The sequence below is a fragment of the Gammaproteobacteria bacterium genome, from assembly GCA_013151035.1.
In the GTDB taxonomy this organism is placed as follows: domain Bacteria; phylum Pseudomonadota; class Gammaproteobacteria; order JAADJB01; family JAADJB01; genus JAADJB01.
Genome location: JAADJB010000024.1, coordinates 1 through 20,720, shown reverse-complemented (window position 1 = coordinate 20,720; position 20,720 = coordinate 1). Strand labels below are relative to the sequence as shown.

The following is a 20,720-nucleotide window of genomic DNA, read 5'->3' as shown; positions in this document are numbered from 1 at the left end:
ATCAGGAGAAGATCCCTTTTAATATAAAGAAGAACAGGATCGACATAATGGCACCTGCTGGCAGGGTGACAATCCATGATAGGAATATGGTGCGTACGACGTGCATATTCAGGGCACCGATACCGCGTGCCAGACCAACACCGAGGACACCGCCGACCAGGGTGTGTGTGGTTGAGATCGGGATGCCGGTGCCCGATGCCAACACCACGGTGGTGGCAGCCGCTAAGGTGGCAGCAAAACCGCTGCTTGGGGTGAGTTCGGTGATCTGAGTGCCTATGGTGCGAATCACTTTATGTCCATAGGTAACGAGCCCAACAACAATACCGGCACCACCGAGTAGCAATATCCAGGACGGCATCTGACTCTTTTGTGAAATCACGCCACCACTCTCCACAATGCTGACAACAGCGGCGAGTGGTCCTACCGCATTAGCTACATCATTGGAGCCATGGGCAAAGGCCATGGCACATGCAGTGAACATCATTAATACGGCAAAGACCTTTTCCACATTGGTGAAGTGAAAGTCGCGATCAGCTTCTGGATCAAATTTCATCTTGCCAATCAGGATATAACCAATGAGCATCGAGATAAGACCCGCGCTAGTGGCAATAAGATATTGCTGTGTATGGCCAATATCCAGGCCGAGATGCTTCAGCCCCTTGACCAGGGTGACCAGTGCGATAATGAAGCCGACCAGGAAGATGTAATAAGGGACGTATTTCTTTGCATAGTACAGGGGCTTTTTGGTGTTCAGGATGAGTTTTTGTACACTCATGAATAGCCAGTAGGCAATGATCCCGGATAATGCGGGGGAGATCACCCAGCTCATGGCAATGGTGCCAACCTTATCCCATTTAACGGCATCAACACCGATACCCACGGCAGCAAAACCAACAATGGCACCAACAATCGAGTGTGTGGTCGATACTGGCCAACCGGCACGAGAGGCGATTAATAACCAGCAACCGGCGGATAATAATGCGGCTAACATGCCGTAGACAAGGAGTTCAGGGGTATTGGTTAGCAGGCTGGCATCAAGCATTCCCTTGCGAATGGTCTGAGTGACCTGGCCACCGGCAAGATAGGCTCCCGCAAACTCAAAGACAGCGGCAATAATGATCGCCTGGCGGATGGTGATAGCACCTGATCCTACCGAGGTACCCATTGCGTTGGCGACATCATTGGCACCCACCCCCCATGCCATAAATAAACCAAAGGCACAGGCGAGAGTAATAAAAATAAAGGCATGTTCCATTCTATATCTCCTAGCGCGCCAGCATTAATTCAAGGCGACTGCCAACACGTTGGGAATAATCACCAAGGTCACCAATTAAGTCAATGACCTTGTACAGGAACATGATCTCGACAGGATCCATGTTTTTTTCCAGTTTGAATACCGATTTACGAATTCTGACTTGAATCTTGTCAGTGTCACTCTCGATCTTGTTAAGTTTCTTGATCATGGATTCGACCAGTTTCACCTCTTTGCCGCGAAAGCCTGTCTCAACCAGTTCATCCAGTTCATTGATGGCGATCTGTGCCTGCTCGGAGGCATCAATCGAACGATCAACAAAATCAATAAAGGGCTCGGATAGTTCTTCCGGTATCACCATTTTTCTACCGACAATCAGTCCGGCAATATCCTTGCTCTTATTGGCGATCATGTCCTGCATGGTGAGCACCTCCAGCAGATCCCGGCGCGATACCGGCATGAACAGGCTTCGGGGCAGATGTAAGCGTAGGTCTTTTTTGAGTTTATCTGCCTGTCCTTCCAGTTTGGCAATCAGGGTTTGTTGTTTCCTGGCAGCGCTCCAGTCTTGTGCAACGACCTGTTGCATAAAGACTCTGAGCTCAGAGACGCATTCCTGAACGCTTGCCATATGGGTTTGCAGCGGATGAACAGGGGACTTGCCGAAGAGGCTGGATATTGTTGTGCGGGGCATTTTGAGATGACTCCTTATTTTTTATTTAACCATTGCGCTGCTTTTTTAGCGGCATAGGTAAGAATGCCATCTGCGCCAGCGCGTTTGATGGATAATAGAGACTCCATAATAACAGCCTCTTCATTCAGCCAGCCGTTATTGGCGGCCGCCATCAGCATGGCATATTCACCGCTGACCTGATAGACAAAGGTCGGAACCGCTAATTCCTGTTTGATGCGATAGACGATATCCAGATAGGGCATACCCGGTTTGATCATCACCATATCGGCACCCTCATTAATATCCAGTTGTACCTCACGGATGGCCTCATCGCTATTGGCTGGATCCATCTGGTAGCTGTATTTATCGGCACCTGCTAGATTGGCCGCTGAGCCAACGGCATCCCTGAAGGGGCCGTAAAAGCTGGAGGCGTATTTGGCTGAATAGGCGAGAATACGGGTATTGATATGACCGTTGCTTTCCAGTGCCTGACGAATGACACCAATACGACCATCCATCATATCAGAGGGAGCAACAATATCGGCACCTGCCTCGGCGTGGGAGAGTGCCTGGCGTTTGAGTGTCTCGACAGTGATGTCATTGAGGACATAGCCGGTTTCATCGATGATGCCATCCTGACCATGGACGGTGAAGGGGTCAAGAGCCACATCGGTGATGATACCCAGTTCAGGAAAAGCCTGTTTGATCGCACGTACCGTGCGTTGAGCCAGTCCCTCAGGGTTATATGCCTCAGCAGCAGTATCTGTCTTTTTGTCCGTCGCGGTGACGGGGAACAAGGCCATTGCCGGGATACCCAATTCGAGTAATTGTTCAGCCTCCTGCAATAACAGATCAATACTCAGGCGTTCGATCCCCGGCATGGACGGGATGACCTCACGCTGATTGTTTCCATCCAGCACAAAGACGGGATAGATCAGGTCATCGCAACTTAGGCTATTTTCTCTGACCAGACGGCGTGAGAAGGCATCCTTGCGTAGACGTCGCATGCGGGTGTGCGGGTAGCTGATGTTGTTATCACTACTCATGATAAAGGCTCCAGGGACTTGTTTTGATCATGATGTCGTTATGGTGGAGATTATAACATTGCTGGAGGCTGTGTCATCCGAGTTTATGTGGTATGAGATAACAAGTATTTTTCATGTTTTTTTGTTTCTGTTTTTTTTAATTAGTTGAAATTAAACATATAATTTATAAAATAACAACACATTTTTCAGGCTTTTATCAATTTTTATTAAAGATATCCAGGCTACCGACGATACCCTTAGTGAACTTAATGAGATGATATTTAATTGTTTATGGTATGGGTCTGAACCGGCAGAGCTTAAAAAGTGAGACCCATTGGATTTATCAACAGATGGTTGTGAAGACCCGTTTTAGCGGGGATCCTGAAATCGGTTGTGATCCAATCCTTGAGAGTAATAGTTCTGAATATTTGGAACGGATCCATACCATAAACACTCTCCATGTTTACTGACTCCTCCGACGCTGAGAAGCGTTACTTTTAGACCTTACACCTTGTAAGGTCTTTTTTTTATCCTTTTTTCATAGGTTGCACAGGTTACACCTGTCATTTGTGTATATGTTTGTTATCCCCGCCTGCGCGAGGATGACATTTAACGACGTAGTGTTTTATTGTTTAAGGCATCCTTGATAACGCTGGGCTTCTCTTGTGTGCCGACATCACCATAAATAATCATATCAATCTGTTGGGCAAACTGTTTGCGTACCTGTAGTGGGTTGCGAGCGGGGGGGTGACCGCTCAGGTTGGCGCTGGTGGATATCAGGGGGCCGCCCCATGCCTGACATAGCGCCGCAGCCAGTGGGTGAGCGGTTACTCGCACGGCTAGACTGGTGTGTCTTCCGCGTAGCCAGATGGGGACTTCAGGATGTGCGGGGCAGACCCAGGTAACATGTCCGGGCCAGGAACGATATAACGTACGCATGGTTTTTGTTGGCAGGGGCATTAATAAATCGGATAGTTGGCTAAAATCAGAGGCGATGAGTATCAGTCCTCTGGCTTGTGAGCGTCCTTTTAGTGTCAGCAGGTGTTGGACTGCCTCTGGATTAAAGGGGTCACACCCTAGTCCATAGACTGATTCTGTGGGGTAGGCGAGTATGCCGCCTTTGTGCAGACATCGAACGGCTTGTTGCAGCCGCCAGGGGGGCATGTCAGGTATAACCGAATTCACCACACCACTGCTGACTTTTATAGTCCAGATAGAACCAATGCGGGGTGAATGCCTGTGGGTTTGTTATCGGCATGGTCATGGTCGGCACCTCATCATTGGCATCGACCAGTCGGCATTGTGCTGTGCAGATGGGGCGAAAGCTGATCTTGAGACCGGGTGCGGCATCAACTGCATCATCACTGATGGTATCTTGAAAGCGAACTTGTTTCTTGATCAGGCAACTGAAGTAGAGTTGCATCTCGACCTGCAACGGCTGATCGCGTTGTGCCAGTGCCCGTTGCGCCTTCTTGCTCAGGGTTACTTTGATTTCTCTGCCGTGTAGTTCGATCATGTTCATTCTGAGCTCTCTTCATCTTCTTCCTGTTCATAAGGCTCGGAGAACTTACATTCCTTTTGCGGACATACCTTTTCCGTACCGCGTTTTTTAGTGGTCTTGACGGTCAATATCGGCCATCCACAATCAGGACATTTTTCGTTGAGAGGCAGATTCCAGATGGCATATTCACAATCCGGGTAACGTTGGCAGGAATAGAAGATCTTGCCGTAACGTGATTTTCGTTTCAGTATGTTGGCCTCATGGCATTGAGGACACTCGACACCACTATCTTCAGGAGCCTCCAAAGGTTCGATATGCTTACAAGTCGGGTAATTGCTACAGCCAATAAACTTGCCATAGCGGCCACGGCGGATGATCAGATCGGACTCACATTTTGGACACTTCCTGCCTTCAATCACCTCTGGTTTATCGGCTTCTTCACGGCTTTCGTCCAGGTTGCGGGTATAGTCGCACTCAGGGTAGGCGGTGCAACCAATGAAACGGCCCCGTCGACCCAGTCGGATGGACAGCGGTTCTTCACACTTGGGGCATTTCTCATCCATCTTTTCCTGCGTCACATCCTTGCGCTGTACACTCTCTTCCTTGTCGTCAATGAGTGCCTTGAAGGGCACCCAGAAGTCACGCATTAATGGAACCCAGTCTTTCTCGCCACGCGCAATGGCATCCAGGTCATCTTCCAGTCTGGCAGTAAAATCGTAATCGACATACTGGGTAAAGTGCTGGCTTAGGAAACGACTGACAATGGAGCCCACATCGGTGGGTTGAAAGCGCTTTTTATCCAGCGTGACGTATTCCCGCTGTAGCAACGTGGAGATGATACTGGCATAGGTTGATGGTCGACCAATACCGTGTTCTTCCAGCGTCTTGACCAGGCTGGCCTCAGTGAAGCGAGGAGGTGGCTCGGTAAAATGTTGTTCGGGAACGATTTCATCCAGTTTAATCTGTTCGCCTTCTTCCATGGCGGGTAACAGATTGCTATCCCCGTCTCCGCCCTTTTTATCGTCCATGCCTTCCTGATAAACGGCCATAAAACCAGGTTTGGCAATGGTCGATCCAGTGGCGCGGAAGATGTTTTTATCACCACAGGAAAAATCAATGCCCACCGTGTGAATGGTGGCATGAATCATCTGACAGGCGATAGTACGCTTCCAAATCAGATTATAGAGTTTGAACTGGTCGGCACTCAGATGTTTTTTGATCTCGTCGGGTACCACATCGGCAACAGTGGGGCGAATGGCCTCATGTGCCTCCTGGGCATTCTTTGCCTTGGTCTTGTAGGTGCAGGGTTTGTCCGGTAGGTTTTCCTTGCCATAACGGTGGCTAACAACCTCACGGATGGCTTCCAGTGCCTCTTGTGCCAGATTAACCGAATCGGTACGCATGTAGGTGATTAGACCCACGGCGCCATTACCAATATCGATGCCTTCATAGAGTTGCTGTGCGGTACGCATGGCGCGACTGGCAGAGAAACCGAGTTTTCTTACCGCCTCTTGTTGCAGGGTTGAGGTGGTGAAGGGTGCTGCCGGGTTGCGTTTGCGTTGTTTCTTCTCAACCTTTGTCACCACCAGGCTGCCATCGGCTGCCTTGGCTAGATCGCTCTCTGCTGCCTTGGCCTTTTTTTCGGTATTGATGCTGAATTGACCCAGCTTTTTATCCTTGTAGTGGGTGAGCTTGGCCTTGAATGCCTGTTTGTCCTTGGTCAGGGCCGCTTCAATGCTCCAGTATTCCTTGGGCTCGAATTTCTCGATCTCCAGTTCACGTTCCGCAATCATGCGTAAGGCGGGGCTTTGAACGCGTCCAGCCGATAGACCGCGGCGGATTTTCTTCCACAGCAGAGGGGAGAGGTTGAAACCCACCAGATAATCCAGTGCCCGGCGTGCCTGTTGGGCATTAACCTGTTCCATTACCAGGCCGCGCGGATGTTCCACGGCCTCCTGAATGGCACGTTTGGTGATCTCATGAAAGACAACGCGTTGTACAGTCTTGCCCTTTAATAGCCCACGATCTTCCAGCAGTTCTTGTAGATGCCATGAGATGGCCTCTCCCTCGCGATCCGGATCAGTTGCCAAATAAAGGGTGTCGGCCTTCTTCATCGCCTTGACGATGGTATCGAAGTGTTTATGATTTTTTTCGATTATTTGATACTTCATGGCAAAATCATGTTCGGTATCAACCGCCCCCTCTTTGGGGATAAGGTCGCGAATATGACCATAGGAGGCCATAACCTCAAAGTCTTTGCCGAGGTATTTTTTGATGGTCCGGCACTTGGCCGGAGACTCTACGATAACTAAATTTTTACTCATGGCGATGAAAAATACAGTGACAGGCTAGCTGTTTGCAAGTATTAAAATACATGCAACAGGGGGTTTATTGTGTAAGACATTGTTTTATATACAAAAAATAAAAAACACTAAAATATTAATTTTCCGAATTTAGTGAATGCTGCCAGAAAACTCTTCAAATACCAGGTCTTCAATCCAGGTATAGGCAGCCTCCTGACCGGGCTGGTTGAATAGCACCATAAGAATCACCCACTTGAGCTGGTCGATATCAATATCCTCGGCATCCAGTGCCATTACACGGTCGATGACCAGTTCACGGCTATGCGGGTTGAGGATGCCCATTTGCTCAATAAACATTAGAAAACCACGACACTCAACGTCAAGACGATCATTTTCCTGGTCGGTAAATAGTCGTATGGCATGCTGATTCTGTGTTAGCAGGGGGGAATCGTTGTGTTGAGCAGCGAGACCTTCCAGCCAGTCAAAGGCCTTGCCGACCTCAATGGGTGGAAAGCCAACTTCTAGCAGTTCGACCTGTAATGATTCACGATCAGGACGGATGTCGATGTCATCATCCATATAATAGTTCTCGAACAAATACATCAACACGTCGAGTATGTCTTCTTTCATGCCAGGGAGCCCTTAATCTCTTATTAAGATTTGCAGTATACACCATTATTGGCAGTGATATGTCCCTTAAATTCAAGGATTAGTAGCATGGATGATAGTGTTTCCACGCTTAACTGGCTGCGTTCGATGAGTTGGTCAATGCTGACGGGGCTATGATCGATACAACTGAGTAGTTGTTGGTATTCTGCGTCTATTTCCGGGATGTCTGCTTGTGAATCGGAGGAAATTTCAGGTGGTTCTACGGTGGCTTGTTGTAGGGCAATACTGGCTAGGGGTGCTAGTTCTTCCAGTATATCGGCAGCGGTTTCAACTAGCTTGGCACCATTACGGATGAGTTGATGGCAGCCACGAGCCAGAGGGTTATGGATGGATCCGGGTATGGCAAAGACCTCCCTGCCTTGATTGGCGGCACAGCGTGCGGTAATGAGTGAGCCTGAGCGTATCGCAGCCTCAACCACCAGGGTGCCGATGCTCAGACCGCTGATAATGCGATTGCGTCGTGGAAAGTTTTCCGGTCTGACACGGGTATCAGGCGGGAATTCAGAGACCAACAGACCTTGAACGGCAATGCGGTGTGCCAGGTCATGGTGTTGAGCTGGATAGATACGATCCAGCCCCGTTCCCATCACGGCAATGGTGCTGCCTTGTGCGCGCAGGGCACCATGGTGGCTGGCGGCATCAATGCCCAGTGCTAGACCGCTGGTGATGGTTAAACCGGTGGTTGCCAGGTGATGAGCAAACTGTTGTGCGGTTTCCTTACCGCTGGGGCTGGGGTTGCGGCTACCGACGATGGCGAGCTGTGGTTCACACAAGGCTTCTATATTGCCGTGCAGGAATAATAGTGGGGGTGCATCACTGATCTCTTTGAGCAACGTGGGGTAGTGTGCATCGTGTAGGCTAACAATATGGTTATTGGCTTGTTGCAGCCAGTGCATATCCCTGTCGACAGCGTCCCAGTCAGGCCGATCCAGATAGTGGCAGGTTTCTTCTCGAAGGGCTTTTTTTAGTCGTAATCCTCGGTAATTATTGAATATTTCATTAATATTTTCGCTGGCTTGCAAGAGGTTCTGAAAGCCTATGGCACCAATGCCGGGTGCCCGTAACAGGGCGAGCCATTGACGTAGTGTTTCTTCGGGCAAGGTGTTGAAGTTCATATTCGCCATCCTCCTTGATGTGAGATATACGGGTTATGGGCTTGATGTTCAGGGTGCGCGCACAATATCACTGATATGAACCGGTCGATTGGCCTCCATAATCAAGGCATAACTGATGCGTTCAAAGCTACGAAAAACCATAAGTAATCCTGTTTGTTCATCGGGTAAGGTGACATATTCACTCACTGGGTTTTGCGAAGTGTCCTCGATGGTTGCCCCCATCTGGTCGATGGCAAAGACATGACCGGCTTCAATTGAGTCCTGTTTGCCCAGGTTGAGGGCAACAATCTGATATTGGCCAATCTGATTGATTCCGTTGAGTACCGAGATGATCTTGCCCTGGGTCTCTTGTGGTGGGGTATGGGGCACGAATTCATGGGCGGATTTATCCTCAATAACCGGTTGTAGGCGATCATGGTTACGCACCTCCATACGGGTATGAGTCAGGCGCAAGATGGCAGGATCACCATAGGCAACGAGATCAGCATCACCCAGGTGGACAGCCTCATAGGCCAGCGTTTCACCGCTATCAGGGTCAATATAGGGTTGTGCCGGGCGGAAAATACGGTAACGTTTGGCATTGCTTGCGGGGTCGATATTGCGTGCGTAGATGCGGTCGTCGGCGGCATTTAACAGGCGGCTTTTGGGGTCATGGATGGTGTAGGGAGCATGCGCCAGTTGGTCTTTATCAATGGCGATGGTATGGCTCAGGAACTGGTCGATAATATCCCTGGGGATGGTGGGTATGCGGGTTTTTAAGGGTTGTATGCGTGTCTTGGGCGACCATTTAAGGGTAGAACTGCCGCGCTGGATTTGTAATTGCGGCACACCATTAACATAGACCAGATTGATCAGGTCACCGGGGTAAATCAGGTGGGGGTTCTTGATCTGTGAATTGATATCCCAGATCTCTTCCCATTGCCACGGGTGTTGCAGGAAGTGACCGGAAATATCCCACAGGGTATCCCCTTTTTTCACCACGTATTGTTCAGGATGCCCTTCTTTTAAGCTGATGACATCGGCATGAGCCAGTGGGGCGCATAGCAGGAATACGAGTAAACTTATGTAATAGCTTAATTTCATTGATCAGACCCTGAGTATTGTACCTGCCCTATCTTAACTGTATGAGTAAGCGATGGGAAGTGACCTTGTTCTCATAAGCTGTTGTCGGGTTACGCATAGTCGTAACCCGACAAATTCACATAATTTACCGTATAATCACCATCATGATACTCAATATATTACATTTCCCTGATCCACGTTTGCGCACCCGGGCTGTCCCAGTGACGGTCTTTGATGATGGGCTGAAACAAATCGTCGAGGATATGTTTGAAACCATGTATGAGGCACCGGGGATTGGGCTGGCTGCCACCCAGGTTGACATCCATCAACGTATCATTGTGATTGATGTCAGTGAAGACAAGGATCAGCCTTTCTGTCTGATTAATCCCGAGATTATTACCTTGCAGGGTGAAGAAGAGATGGAAGAGGGTTGCCTGTCGGTGCCGGGTGTTTACGAGAAGGTGACGCGTGCAGAGAGTGTCAGTGTTCGAGCGATGGATACGTCGGGCAAAACCTTTGAAATGGAAGCAGATGAGCTGCTGGCTATTTGTATTCAGCATGAGGTTGATCACCTGAATGGTCGTTTGTTTGTTGATCACCTGACGCGTCTTAAACAACATCGTATCCGCAAGAAACTGGAAAAGGAACGCAAGCGTGGGCTGCATGTTGATGTGACATCGCATGCTCAGTTGTAAGTAACGAATACTATGGGTATGAGAATTATATTTGCGGGAACCCCGGATTTTGCTGTGCCCTGTCTTCAGGCAGTGATTGATTGCGGACATGATATCGTGGCTGTTTATACCCAGCCTGATCGCCCGGCAGGTCGGGGGCGCAAGTTAAAGGCAAGTCCGGTCAAGGTGCTGGCTCTAGACCAGGGTATTGAGGTCAGGCAGCCGTTGAATCTCAAAGATGCGGATGTACAACAGGCCCTGGCTGAACTGAAAGCCGATTTAATGGTCGTAGTGGCTTATGGTCTGATTCTGCCAAAGGTGGTGCTTGATTTGCCGCGTCGTGGTTGTGTCAATGTGCATGCCTCCCTGTTACCCCGTTGGCGCGGTGCAGCACCGATTCAGCGTGCAATTTTGGCGGGTGATGAGCAGACCGGGGTCTGCCTGATGAAGATGGATGTGGGGCTGGATACGGGTGATATCTATGCAGAATGCAGCTGTCCCATTGGTGTAGCAGAGACGGCTAGTGAGCTGCATGATCGTTTATCTGCGTTGGGTGCGGAGTTGTTGGTGGCGCAACTGGGGTTGATTCTTGCGGGTTCTTTAACGGCCCTGCCGCAGCAGGATGAGAGTTGTTATGCCGCGAAACTGGAAAAACAGGAGGCCGAGATTGACTGGTCGCTGGATGCCGGACAGATTGTGCGGCAGGTGATGGCCTTCAATTCATGGCCGGTGGCCTTTACCTGGCTGGCCGATAAATCTCTGCGTATCTGGCGAGCTGAACGGCTGGAGGGTCATTTATTGGATAGCGGGGTTGCCGGACAGGTGTTGAAAACGGGTAAGCAGGGGATTGAGATTGCCTGTGGACAAGGTGTGGTTCGTCTACTGGAGGTGCAACTTGCCGGGGCGCGCCGGATTAGTGCGGGTGATTTTGTTAATGCGCACAAGCTGGACGATACCGTCCTGGGGCGATCCTGACTAATGGCTAAGGGGCTAACAGCCAGGGCTTGTGCTGCCCGGGTGGTAACACAGGTACTAGTGGATGGTCGTTCCTTATCCGATGTGTTGGCTGCGGGGATGGAGCGTTTAATTCGGCAAAAGGAAAGGGCGCTGGTACAGGAGATCGTCTACGGTGTATTGCGTTGGCAACCGCGGCTGGATGTCTTGTTGGGGAAACTGTTGCATAAGCCCTTCAAAAAGAAAGACCGGGCATTACATAGCTTGTTATTGGTGGGTCTCTATCAGTTGGCGTATATGAAGGTGGCCAGCCATGCGGTGGTGAATGAAACCGTACAGGTAACGCGCGAGTTGGGGTTCAGTTGGGCAACGAAACTGGTTAATGCCATATTGCGTAATTATCAACGTAATAGAGTTGATCTGGATGCCGAACTGGATCAGGATGACATCAGTTGTTGGGCGCATCCACAGTGGTTATTACAGGCCTTGCGTAAGGATTGGCCAGATTGTTGGCAGGCGATTGCCGAGGCCAATAATCAATATCCACCGATGGCATTGCGGGTGAATGAACAAAAGGTGGCTGTCGAGTCTTATCGGGATAAATTACAGCAGCAGGAAGTTAAAGCTGATTTGCATCGCTATGCAGGTCAGGCCTTGTGCCTGGAACACGCACTGGCGGTAGAGAGTCTGCCGGGTTTTGATCAGGGCTGGGTCTCGGTACAGGATCCTGCGGCACAAATAGCGGCGAGCCTACTGGATGTGCAGCCGGGTATGCGGGTACTGGATGCCTGTTCAGCACCCGGTGGTAAGGCCGCACATATACTGGAACAGACAGCAGGACTGGAGCAGTTGATTGCCCTGGATATTGATGAGCAACGTCTGCAACGGGTCGCACAGAATATGCAGCGACTACAATTACACGCGGAGTTGGTGGTCGGTGACGCGGCACAGATTGATGACTGGTGGGACGGCAAGCCATTTGAGCGTATATTACTGGATGCACCCTGTTCAGCAACAGGTGTTATTCGACGACACCCGGATATCAAATTATTGAGACGGCGTAAGGATATTGATCGTCTGGTTGAGTTGCAGTCACGTATCCTTAACGCCTTATGGTCATTACTGGCACCTGGTGGGCGTTTGGTTTATGCGACTTGTTCGGTTATGAAGGCAGAGAATGAGGAACAGATTAGTGGCTTTTTGTCGCAGCATGCAGATGCTGAAGAGGTGGAGTTTGATGCTCAGTGGGGGCAGCAACGTTTGTGTGGTCGACAGATCTTGCCGGGTGAAGAGGGCATGGATGGTTTTTACTATGCCGCGATACTTAAGACAAGCGGGAGAGAGTAGCTTGTGTTGATACGTTTTTTTGCCTGTTTGTTGTTGTTTGGCTGGGTGGGTATCACCATTGCTGATGAATTGACTGCTGAGTTTCGGGTGAAGAATGCTGAAACACGAGTGGTTGATGAGGTCTATCGTCTGGATGCCAATATTGATTTCAGGTTGGCATCGGTGATGAAAGAGGCATTGCTCAGTGGTGTTGATCTGGTGATTGAGTTACAGATTAAGGTGGTTAATGAGCGTGACTGGATGTGGAATGCCAATATTGCCGAGCTCAGTCTGAGATATCAATTACGTTACCATGCCTTGAGTGAGCGTTATCTGGTTATCGATGTGAGCACCGGGCTGCAGCAGAACTTCCGTCAACTGGATGATGCCTTGCAGTTTATCGGTAACATAAGGGATTTCCCCATGCTTGATCAGCGTTTGTTATCGGTAGGTGATTTTTATATTGCGCAGTTGCGTGCTGTGTTGGATAAGGAGTCCTTGCCCACGCCAATGAAATTACAGGCCTATACACTGTCCCGGTGGAATCTGTTGAGTGAGTGGTATTCATGGCCATTGCAACCCTGAAACGACTAGGCCGTAGTGTATGGCCGATGTTGCTGTTATTTTTTTTGTTATTGGTGTCGTTGTCCTTTATGAACAACGCGACACATAACTCAACGCAATTTGATGAATCCTATCTCTGGTTGTTACTCACCAATGTCATTGGTATCTTTGTCCTTATTCTGCTGATTGGTATTAATCTTTACTGGTTGGCACGTCAGTATCGTCAGCGCGTGGCGGGTGCTCGATTAACAGTGCGTATGGTGCTGATGTTTGTCACCCTTTCGGTTGCGCCAGTCTCTGTGGTTTATTACTTTTCCCTGCAATCCTTGCAAACAGGTATTGATAGCTGGTTTGATGTGCGCGTGGAGGATGCTTTGCAGGATTCACTGGAGTTGAGCCGTAGCTCATTTGATTTGAGGCTGCGAGACATGTTATCCATGACGGAAAAGATGGCGATTGAATTAAAAGATGTGGCGGGTGCGATGGCACCGTTAGGACTTTATGATTTGCGTGTGCGTAGTGGTGCACAGGAGCTGACGATATTAGGTGATAATGGCAGGATTATTGCTTCAAGTAGTGTTGATATTGGTAATGTTGTTCCTAGTAGACCAACCGATTCGGTTTTGTTGCAGGTGCATCAGGGATACTCTTATGTCGGGCTTGATCCGATGAGTGATAGTGGGCTGCATGTGCGTGCAGTGGTTTTGGTGCCGCGCGCCGACCCGCTCAGAGAAGGGCATATTTTACAGGCATTGTATCTTGTGCCGGATCGTTTTAGTCGGCGAGCTGAGTCTGTGCAAAAGGCCTTTTCACGTTATAAGGAACTCGCTTTTCTACGCGAGTCTTTGAAATACAGTTATATCCTGACCCTGTCATTGGTCTTATTGTTGAGTCTGTTGTCTGCGGTATGGGGAGCCTTTTATCTGGCGCGTAAAATGGTTGCGCCAATTCGTGATCTTGCTGAAGGAACGCGTGCTGTGGCTGAAGGTCAATATGACAAACGCTTACCGGTGCCGGGTAATGATGAGCTGGGTTTCCTGGTGACCTCGTTTAATGAAATGACAGCGCGCCTGTCACGCGCCAGGGATGATGCACACAAGAGTCAGTTATTGGTTGAAGGGCAGCGCGCCTATCTTGAGATGTTGTTGGCGAGTATTTCATCAGGCGTTATGAGCTTTTCTGCTGATTTCAAATTGGCGATGGTGAATGATGCTGCTGAACATATCCTTGGTGTTCAGTTAAAGCATTGTATCGGGGAGCCCATTGATGCTATTCAGGAGCGTTATCCGTTCTTGTTACCATTGATGGAGTTGATTTATACGCATGGTTCCGAGGGTGAGTTGCATTGGGATGAAGAGGTCGTGTTACAGGGTGATCAGGGCAGGCGGGTGTGCCTTTGTCGTGGTGCCCGGCAAGTGCAATCGGGGCTGGGTGATGATGGTCAGGTTATTGTTTTTGATGATGTGACGAGCCTGTTACAGGCGCAGCGAGATGCGGCATGGAGTGAGGTGGCTCGACGTCTGGCGCATGAAATCAAGAATCCTTTAACCCCGATTCAGTTGTCCGCCGAGCGTTTGCGGCATAAATATCTGGCTAAGATGGATCCTGCCGATGCCGAGGTGCTGGATCGAGCGACGCATACGATTGTGCAGCAAGTTGAGGCAATGAAGACCATGGTTAATGCCTTTTCCGAGTATGCGCGTACACCACATATGCAAAAAGAATTGCTGGATTTGAATGTTCTGTTGCTGGAAGTGGTTGATCTTTATCAGGTGAGTCACTCAAATATTGGTTTTGAGGTTGATCTTGATGCGGGCACTTGTATGATACAGGCGGATGCTTTGCGTATCCGGCAACTGGCACATAATCTGATCAAGAATGCTATTGAAGCCAATAGTAATAATGAGCATCCGCATGTATGGGTCTCAGGGAATGTCCTGGAGGATCAAAAGGGAAGCTATGTCGAATTATTAATCAAGGATGATGGGCCAGGGTTTTCTGACGCATTGATGGAAGACCCATTTGAGCCTTATGTAACGACCAAGCATCGGGGTACGGGGCTGGGTCTGGCAATTGTTAAAAAGATTGTTGAAGAGCACGGTGGTATGATTTATATCAAAAATAGGTCGCAGGGCGGTGCGCAGATTAGCGTGCGTTTTCAGTTGGCAGATTTGTGAAGCGGTGATTACGGGGTATTAAGCTTATGACAGTTGCACATATTCTGGTCGTTGATGACGAGCCTGATATTCGTATTTCAATACAGGACATCCTGTTGGATGAAGGTTACGATGTGAGTGTGGCTGAGAGCGCAGAGGCGGCAATAGAATTGCTGGAGTCGCGTCGGCCAGATGCGATATTGCTGGATATCTGGATGCAGGGTATTGACGGCATTACCTTGTTGCGTGAATGGGTGGATGGTGATGGTCTGCCTTGTCCAGTGATTATGATTTCCGGTCACGGTTCAGTTGAAACGGCAGTAGAGGCGACCCGTCTAGGTGCTTACGATTTTATTGAAAAACCGATCTCCCTGGCTAAATTGCTGGTGACTATCGAGCGGGCGCTTGAGGTCGATAAGCTACAGAAAGAGAATGTTGGTTTACGTCATCAGGTGCATGGAATGACCGAGCCGATTGGGCGCAGTGCAGTAATGCAGGGGCTACGTGAACAAGCGGTTCGTATGGCGCAGCATGACGGGGTGGTGCTGATTCGTGGTTTGACGGGTAGTGGACGTAAGGTGCTTGCCCATTATTTGCATGAACATAGTCTGTATAAAGACGGAGCTTTTATTGATGTGAGTGTGGCATCGATCTCGAAGGATGATGCCGATAAAGCCTTGTTTGGTAGTGAAGATGAAGAGGGTGTGCATTATGGTTTATTAGAGCAGGCCAATGCCGGAACTCTGTATCTAGATGATGTTGCCGATATGAATGAGCAGACCCAGGTTTATTTATTGGGGGCGCTGGAAACACGTTCATTTATGCGTGTGGGTGGCAAGGAAGCGGTTAGGCTAAATGCACGGATTATTGCCGTTACCCAGCATGATCTGGAGGATGAAGTTAGGCAGGGACGATTCCGCGAGGCGCTTTATTTTCGTTTAAATGTATTGCCACTGGAGGTTCCCGAATTACAGGGACATAGTGAAGACATACCGGAGTTACTCAGTTATCACGTTGACTTTTTTGTTAATCAGGAAAACTTGCCTTATCGACATTTTTCGATTGCAGCACAAAATAGATTGCGTAATTATACCTGGCCGGGGAATATTCGTGAGTTGAAGAATATGGTGCAGCGGTTGTTGATACTGGGTACGGGTGATGAGATTGGTTTGGATGAAGTAGAGGCAGCGATTAGTTCGCTGTCGGGTGTTCATGGCAGTACGGTAGAGATGCCGATCTCATTTGATCTTCCTTTGCGTGAGGCGCGCGAGCAGTTTGAAAAACTTTATCTGGAGCGGCAGTTAGAACAGTCCGGGGGGAGTGTGGGAAAATTGGCGAATATTAGTGGTATGGAGCGGACGCATTTGTATCGGAAATTGAAGTCTTTGGGGATTGATTATTAAAAAGTGCCTGGTGAGTTCGAGACATGAATCACTCTTCTCCAGCAGAGACGCGCCGTGAAACCATCCATGGTGGCTCCATGCCCGCGTCCATGCGGGCAAGGGTCTCTGCTAGAGAAGAGCAATTCCTGTCTCTTGAGTTAACGGGGCGGTAAGGATTGTTTTTTTTTGAATCTGCCGGTCTCTAGCCGTTTATGGGGTAGTGGTGGTACCCTTGACAGATTGAATATGGATTATGCGTTTAGATTATGGTTAATGGGTGTAGCAGGTAGACGATGAAGATAATAATATTAGGTGCGGGGCAGGTGGGGAGTTCTGTTGCGCGTAATCTGGCGAGTGAGGCCAATGATATTACGGTGGTCGATACGGATGCGGAGTTGTTACATGATCTCCAGGATCGTATTGATATTCGTACTGTGGTGGGTTATGCCTCTCATCCCGGGGTGTTGAGACAGGCGGGTGCGGAGGATGCCGATCTGTTGCTGGCGGTGACTAATAGTGATGAGGTGAATATGGTGGCCTGCCAGATTGCCTATTCTGTTTTTCATACACCGACCAAGATTGCGCGTGTGCGTTCAAATGAATACCTGGATTATCCGCGTCTGTTTGGTGAGGATGCGCTGCAGATTGATTTATTGATCAGTCCTGAACAACTGGTGACGGATTACATCCTGCGTTTGATTGAACACCCGAGTGCCTTACAGGTATTGGACTTTGCTGGTGGTAGGGTGCAGTTGGTGGCTGTTCGCGCCTATAACTCGGGTCCTTTGGTGGGGCATGAGCTCAGGGATTTGAGCAAACATATTCCTACTATTGAGGCACGGGTGGCGGCTGTTTTTCGTGAGGGCGAGTCGATCCCAATGGACGGTGATACGGTTATTGAGGTGGATGATGAGGTCTTCTTTGTCGCTGCCAGGGAGAATATTCGCACGGTTATGCGTGAGTTGAGGGAGCTGGATAAGCCAATCAAACGCGTGATATTAGCCGGTGGCGGTAATATTGGCATCCAGCTTGCCGAGGCACTTGAGGGGCGTTATAAGGTTAAGGTGATCGAACGCAACCCAGCCCGTTCACGCAAGATATCCGAGATATTGGATAAAGCGATTGTGCTGTTAGGTGATGCTGCGGATGAGAGTTTGTTGACGGAAGAGAATATTGAGAATACCGATGTGTTCTGTGCGTTAACTAATGATGATGAGGCGAATATTCTGTCGGCGATGCTGGCTAAACGTCTGGGTGCCCGGCGTGTGATGTCTTTGATTAATCGTGCTTCCTATGTGGACTTGGTACAAAGCGGTGAGATTGATATTGCTATATCACCACAGCAGGCTACCATTGGCTCATTATTAACCCATGTGCGACGAGGTGATGTGGTCGCGGTTCATTCCCTGCGCCGTGGTGCGGCTGAGGCGATTGAGGCGGTGGCGCATGGTGATCGTAATAGCTCAAAGGTTGTCGGGCGTACTGTGGAAGAGCTTAAGCTGCCTAAGGATATTAATATTGGTGCCATCGTTCGTGGTGATGATGTGGTTATTGCTCATCATGATACCGTTATTGAGTCTGAGGATCATATTATTCTGTTTGTAGCGGACAAGCGACATATTGCCAGTGTGGAACGGATGTTCCAGGTTGGTATTACGTTTATCTGATGTCACCTATGATTTTCATTGAGAGTAATAGGCTTGGTAAGTCCGGGACATGAATCGCTCTTCTCTAACAAAGGCATGCCGTGAAACCATCCATGGTGGCTCGACAGCCGCGTCCGTGCGGCTGACGGCCTTTGTTAGAGAAGAACAATCCCTGTCCCTTGAGTTAATAAGGTGGCAATGCCATGCAGTATAAAAACATTCTTCGTATCTTTGGTTTGTTGTTGATGCTATTTAGTATCACCATGCTGCCTTCACTCGGTATCGCCTGGTGGTATGGTGACGGGGCATCCCAGGCCTTTAGCGATGGTTTTTTTGCACCGTTAATCATTGGTGCTGTGCTGTGGTCTTTTTATCGAAATAATAAAAAGGAGCTGCGGGTACGTGATGGTTTCTTCGTTGTTATGTTGTTCTGGACGGTTCTTGCTGTTGTTGGTTCGATACCGTTGTTGCATCCTGACGGTGCCAATATGAGTATCACCGATGCGGTGTTTGAGTCCTTGTCTGGTTTGACTACCACGGGGGCTACGGTGATTACCGGTATTGATGATCTGTCCCATGCGGTATTGTTTTATCGGCAACTACTGCAGTGGTTGGGTGGTATGGGTATTATTGTATTGGCGGTTGCCGTTCTGCCGATGCTGGGTGTCGGTGGTATGCAATTGTATCGTGCCGAGACCCCGGGGCCGATGAAGGATAACAAGCTCACTCCACGCATTACCGAGACGGCGAAGGCACTCTGGTATATCTATCTTGGGCTTACTGTGGCGTGCACCTTGGCTTACTGGGTGGCAGGGATGACGCTATTTGATGCGGTGGCGCATGCCTTTTCGACAATTGCGATTGGTGGTTTTTCTACCCATGATTTGAGCATAGGCTATTTTAATAGTCCTGCCATTGAGGTGGTTGCTATTGTGTTTATGTTGTTGGCAGGGATGAATTTTGCACTGCATTTTCTGGCGTGGAATTCAAAAAGTCTGACTGCCTATATCATGGATACTGAGGTCAAGGTCTATCTATTATTGCTGGGGACGACCTCCTTGATTACCTTGAGTTATCTTTATCAATATGAGGTCTTTGACAGTATTGACCAGGTATTGGTTAAAGGGGTTTTTCATGTGGTATCCATGGGTACGACCACCGGGTTTAGCTCAGTCGATTATAATCACTGGCCCATTTTTTTGCCGACGCTGCTGCTGTTGAGTAGCTTTGTTGGTGGTTGTGCGGGTTCGACGGGTGGTGGTATTAAGGTGATTCGTTTTCTGTTGTTGATCAAGCAGGGTATGAGAGAGATTAAACAACTGGTGCATCCGAGTGCGCAGATTGTCGTTAAGGTGGGCAAGAAGGTGATGTCTGATCGGGTGATCCGGTCAATATGGGGGTTTTTCTCTGCCTATGTAGCGGCCTTTGTTGTAATGATGATGTTACTAATGGCGATGGGACTGGATCAGGTGACAGCATTTTCAGCCGTGGCAGCCTGTATGAATAATCTGGGTCCAGGTTTGGGGGCTGTCGCTTATCATTATGGTGATCTGGCTGATCCGGCAAAGTGGGTATTGTCCTTTGCCATGTTGTTGGGTCGACTGGAGATCTTTACTATCCTGGTTTTATTGAGCCCCACCTTTTGGCGACGTTGATGACAGCTATCCTGGTGCGTGGTACGCGCCCTACCATTGATGGGGGTGGCACGGATGGGTAGGGTGCGCACTGCGCGCACTGCGCACCATTCGAAGAAATGGGAGATGCATTATCAGAGTCAGGCGGTTGCGCACCCTCAATCTTGTTACGTCTTGTCCGAGTACCAGCACTTGTTGCCCGATCATGGATACGCATTAGACCTGGCCTGTGGCATGGGTGGTAATGCAGTGTTATTGGCGAAAAGAGGATTGCAGGTGACGGCTTGGGATTTCTCTGAGGCTGCTATTAAGGGTTTGTCTGCTTATGCCTCGAGCAATGAATTGAAGATACTGGCTGAGGTAAGGGATGTGGAGGATTCTCCCCCTGAGATTGAGACATTTGATGTGATTGTGGTGAGCTATTTTCTGGAGCGAGATCTGGCACCCTTTTTAATGCAGGCACTAAGACCGGGTGGCCTGCTGTTTTATCAGACCTTTATCCGTGATGTAGTGAGCGATGGTGGGCCGAGGAATCCTCAGTATCGTTTGGCGCGTGGTGAGTTACTCGATTTATTCGCTGACCTGCATCCTCTGATCTATCGGGAAGAGGGTAGTCAGGGGGATGTTAGCCAGGGTCTACGTAATGAAGCGTTACTAGTCGCACAGAGGTAGGGTGCGCACTGCGCACCAGTTTAAGGTGCGTGGTACGCATATATGGTCTCCTCCCAGTTTGCAAGACATTGTGAACCTTTAACAGTGACAGGATTGCTTCCATATATCCGGCCTG

General features: G+C 49.2%; 19 protein-coding genes. 10 read left to right on the top strand and 9 right to left on the bottom strand.

Annotation, left to right across the window (positions count from 1 at the left end):
• Position 1: 1 nt before the first annotated feature.
• The 9 genes from GXP22_06105 to GXP22_06065 form a co-directional block, all read right to left on the bottom strand.
• Positions 2–1,255 (bottom strand): inorganic phosphate transporter, encoded by a 1,254-nt coding sequence (locus tag GXP22_06105; protein NOX09047.1) that lies wholly within the window; start codon positions 1,253–1,255, stop codon positions 2–4.
• Between the two features lie 10 nt (positions 1,256–1,265).
• Positions 1,266–1,943, bottom strand: coding sequence for a TIGR00153 family protein (locus tag GXP22_06100; GenBank protein NOX09046.1), 678 nt, complete (start codon positions 1,941–1,943; stop codon positions 1,266–1,268).
• A gap of 14 nt (positions 1,944–1,957) precedes the next feature.
• Positions 1,958–2,968: a porphobilinogen synthase gene (hemB, locus tag GXP22_06095; GenBank protein ID NOX09045.1), complete on the bottom strand. Its 1,011-nt coding sequence runs from the start codon at positions 2,966–2,968 to the stop codon at positions 1,958–1,960.
• 588 nt (positions 2,969–3,556) lie between these two features.
• Complete coding sequence (locus GXP22_06090) at positions 3,557–4,111, bottom strand: threonylcarbamoyl-AMP synthase (protein ID NOX09044.1); 555 nt, start codon at positions 4,109–4,111, stop codon at positions 3,557–3,559.
• Position 4,112: 1 nt separating this feature from the next.
• Complete coding sequence (locus GXP22_06085; protein NOX09043.1) at positions 4,113–4,469, bottom strand: hypothetical protein; 357 nt, start codon at positions 4,467–4,469, stop codon at positions 4,113–4,115.
• A complete protein-coding gene (gene topA, locus GXP22_06080) occupies positions 4,466–6,772 on the bottom strand; it encodes a type I DNA topoisomerase (GenBank protein NOX09042.1) in 2,307 nt (768 codons plus the stop codon). Before topA ends, GXP22_06085 begins: the two co-directional genes overlap by 4 nt.
• A gap of 129 nt (positions 6,773–6,901) precedes the next feature.
• A complete protein-coding gene (locus GXP22_06075; protein ID NOX09041.1) occupies positions 6,902–7,381 on the bottom strand; it encodes a DUF494 domain-containing protein in 480 nt (159 codons plus the stop codon).
• A 23-nt stretch (positions 7,382–7,404) separates the two neighbouring features.
• Positions 7,405–8,535, bottom strand: coding sequence for a DNA-protecting protein DprA (gene dprA, locus GXP22_06070; protein NOX09040.1), 1,131 nt, complete (start codon positions 8,533–8,535; stop codon positions 7,405–7,407).
• A 48-nt stretch (positions 8,536–8,583) separates the two neighbouring features.
• Entirely contained in the window at positions 8,584–9,618 is a 1,035-nt protein-coding gene (locus GXP22_06065; GenBank protein NOX09039.1) for a LysM peptidoglycan-binding domain-containing protein, read from the bottom strand.
• A gap of 140 nt (positions 9,619–9,758) precedes the next feature.
• On the opposite strand from GXP22_06065, the gene GXP22_06060 reads away from it, so the two are divergent.
• From GXP22_06060 to GXP22_06015, 10 genes are all read left to right on the top strand, one after another.
• Positions 9,759–10,292 carry a peptide deformylase gene (locus GXP22_06060; GenBank protein ID NOX09038.1) on the top strand — a complete coding sequence of 178 codons (534 nt, stop codon included), beginning with the start codon at positions 9,759–9,761 and terminating at the stop codon, positions 10,290–10,292.
• Positions 10,293–10,310: 18 nt separating this feature from the next.
• Positions 10,311–11,246 (top strand): methionyl-tRNA formyltransferase, encoded by a 936-nt coding sequence (locus GXP22_06055; GenBank protein ID NOX09037.1) that lies wholly within the window; start codon positions 10,311–10,313, stop codon positions 11,244–11,246.
• A gap of 3 nt (positions 11,247–11,249) precedes the next feature.
• Positions 11,250–12,572, top strand: coding sequence for a 16S rRNA (cytosine(967)-C(5))-methyltransferase RsmB (rsmB, locus tag GXP22_06050; protein ID NOX09036.1), 1,323 nt, complete (start codon positions 11,250–11,252; stop codon positions 12,570–12,572).
• Positions 12,573–12,575: 3 nt separating this feature from the next.
• On the top strand, positions 12,576–13,136 hold the full coding sequence (locus GXP22_06045; protein ID NOX09035.1) for a DUF4390 domain-containing protein: 561 nt from the start codon (positions 12,576–12,578) through the stop codon (positions 13,134–13,136).
• Positions 13,118–15,292: a HAMP domain-containing protein gene (locus tag GXP22_06040; GenBank protein ID NOX09034.1), complete on the top strand. Its 2,175-nt coding sequence runs from the start codon at positions 13,118–13,120 to the stop codon at positions 15,290–15,292. Before GXP22_06045 ends, GXP22_06040 begins: the two co-directional genes overlap by 19 nt.
• A gap of 26 nt (positions 15,293–15,318) precedes the next feature.
• A complete protein-coding gene (locus tag GXP22_06035) occupies positions 15,319–16,674 on the top strand; it encodes a sigma-54-dependent Fis family transcriptional regulator (GenBank protein ID NOX09033.1) in 1,356 nt (451 codons plus the stop codon).
• Positions 16,675–16,946: 272 nt separating this feature from the next.
• Positions 16,947–18,320, top strand: a complete 1,374-nt coding sequence (gene trkA / locus GXP22_06030) for a Trk system potassium transporter TrkA (GenBank protein NOX09032.1) — start codon at positions 16,947–16,949, stop codon at positions 18,318–18,320.
• A gap of 49 nt (positions 18,321–18,369) precedes the next feature.
• Positions 18,370–18,513: a hypothetical protein gene (locus GXP22_06025; protein ID NOX09031.1), complete on the top strand. Its 144-nt coding sequence runs from the start codon at positions 18,370–18,372 to the stop codon at positions 18,511–18,513.
• Positions 18,503–19,954, top strand: a complete 1,452-nt coding sequence (locus GXP22_06020; GenBank protein ID NOX09030.1) for a potassium transporter — start codon at positions 18,503–18,505, stop codon at positions 19,952–19,954. Before GXP22_06025 ends, GXP22_06020 begins: the two co-directional genes overlap by 11 nt.
• Positions 19,955–20,059: 105 nt before the next feature.
• A complete protein-coding gene (locus tag GXP22_06015; GenBank protein NOX09029.1) occupies positions 20,060–20,605 on the top strand; it encodes a class I SAM-dependent methyltransferase in 546 nt (181 codons plus the stop codon).
• Positions 20,606–20,720 lie beyond the last annotated feature (115 nt).

Bases quoted from the DNA above. Each gene is read 5' to 3' on its own strand.
- GXP22_06085 (NOX09043.1), bottom strand. From the start codon at position 4,469: ATGAACATGATCGAACTACACGGCAGAGAAATCAAAGTAACCCTGAGC.
- GXP22_06055 (NOX09037.1), top strand. From the start codon at position 10,311: ATGAGAATTATATTTGCGGGAACCCCGGATTTTGCTGTGCCCTGTCTT.
- topA (NOX09042.1), bottom strand. From the start codon at position 6,772: ATGAGTAAAAATTTAGTTATCGTAGAGTCTCCGGCCAAGTGCCGGACC.
- GXP22_06105 (NOX09047.1), bottom strand. From the start codon at position 1,255: ATGGAACATGCCTTTATTTTTATTACTCTCGCCTGTGCCTTTGGTTTA.
- GXP22_06090 (NOX09044.1), bottom strand. From the start codon at position 4,111: ATGCCCCCCTGGCGGCTGCAACAAGCCGTTCGATGTCTGCACAAAGGC.
- hemB (NOX09045.1), bottom strand. From the start codon at position 2,968: ATGAGTAGTGATAACAACATCAGCTACCCGCACACCCGCATGCGACGT.
- GXP22_06035 (NOX09033.1), top strand. From the start codon at position 15,319: ATGACAGTTGCACATATTCTGGTCGTTGATGACGAGCCTGATATTCGT.
- GXP22_06065 (NOX09039.1), bottom strand. From the start codon at position 9,618: ATGAAATTAAGCTATTACATAAGTTTACTCGTATTCCTGCTATGCGCC.
- dprA (NOX09040.1), bottom strand. From the start codon at position 8,535: ATGAACTTCAACACCTTGCCCGAAGAAACACTACGTCAATGGCTCGCC.
- GXP22_06040 (NOX09034.1), top strand. From the start codon at position 13,118: ATGGCCATTGCAACCCTGAAACGACTAGGCCGTAGTGTATGGCCGATG.
- GXP22_06100 (NOX09046.1), bottom strand. From the start codon at position 1,943: ATGCCCCGCACAACAATATCCAGCCTCTTCGGCAAGTCCCCTGTTCAT.
- trkA (NOX09032.1), top strand. From the start codon at position 16,947: ATGAAGATAATAATATTAGGTGCGGGGCAGGTGGGGAGTTCTGTTGCG.
- GXP22_06020 (NOX09030.1), top strand. From the start codon at position 18,503: ATGCAGTATAAAAACATTCTTCGTATCTTTGGTTTGTTGTTGATGCTA.
- rsmB (NOX09036.1), top strand. From the start codon at position 11,250: ATGGCTAAGGGGCTAACAGCCAGGGCTTGTGCTGCCCGGGTGGTAACA.
- GXP22_06015 (NOX09029.1), top strand. From the start codon at position 20,060: ATGCATTATCAGAGTCAGGCGGTTGCGCACCCTCAATCTTGTTACGTC.
- GXP22_06025 (NOX09031.1), top strand. From the start codon at position 18,370: ATGAATCGCTCTTCTCTAACAAAGGCATGCCGTGAAACCATCCATGGT.
- GXP22_06075 (NOX09041.1), bottom strand. From the start codon at position 7,381: ATGAAAGAAGACATACTCGACGTGTTGATGTATTTGTTCGAGAACTAT.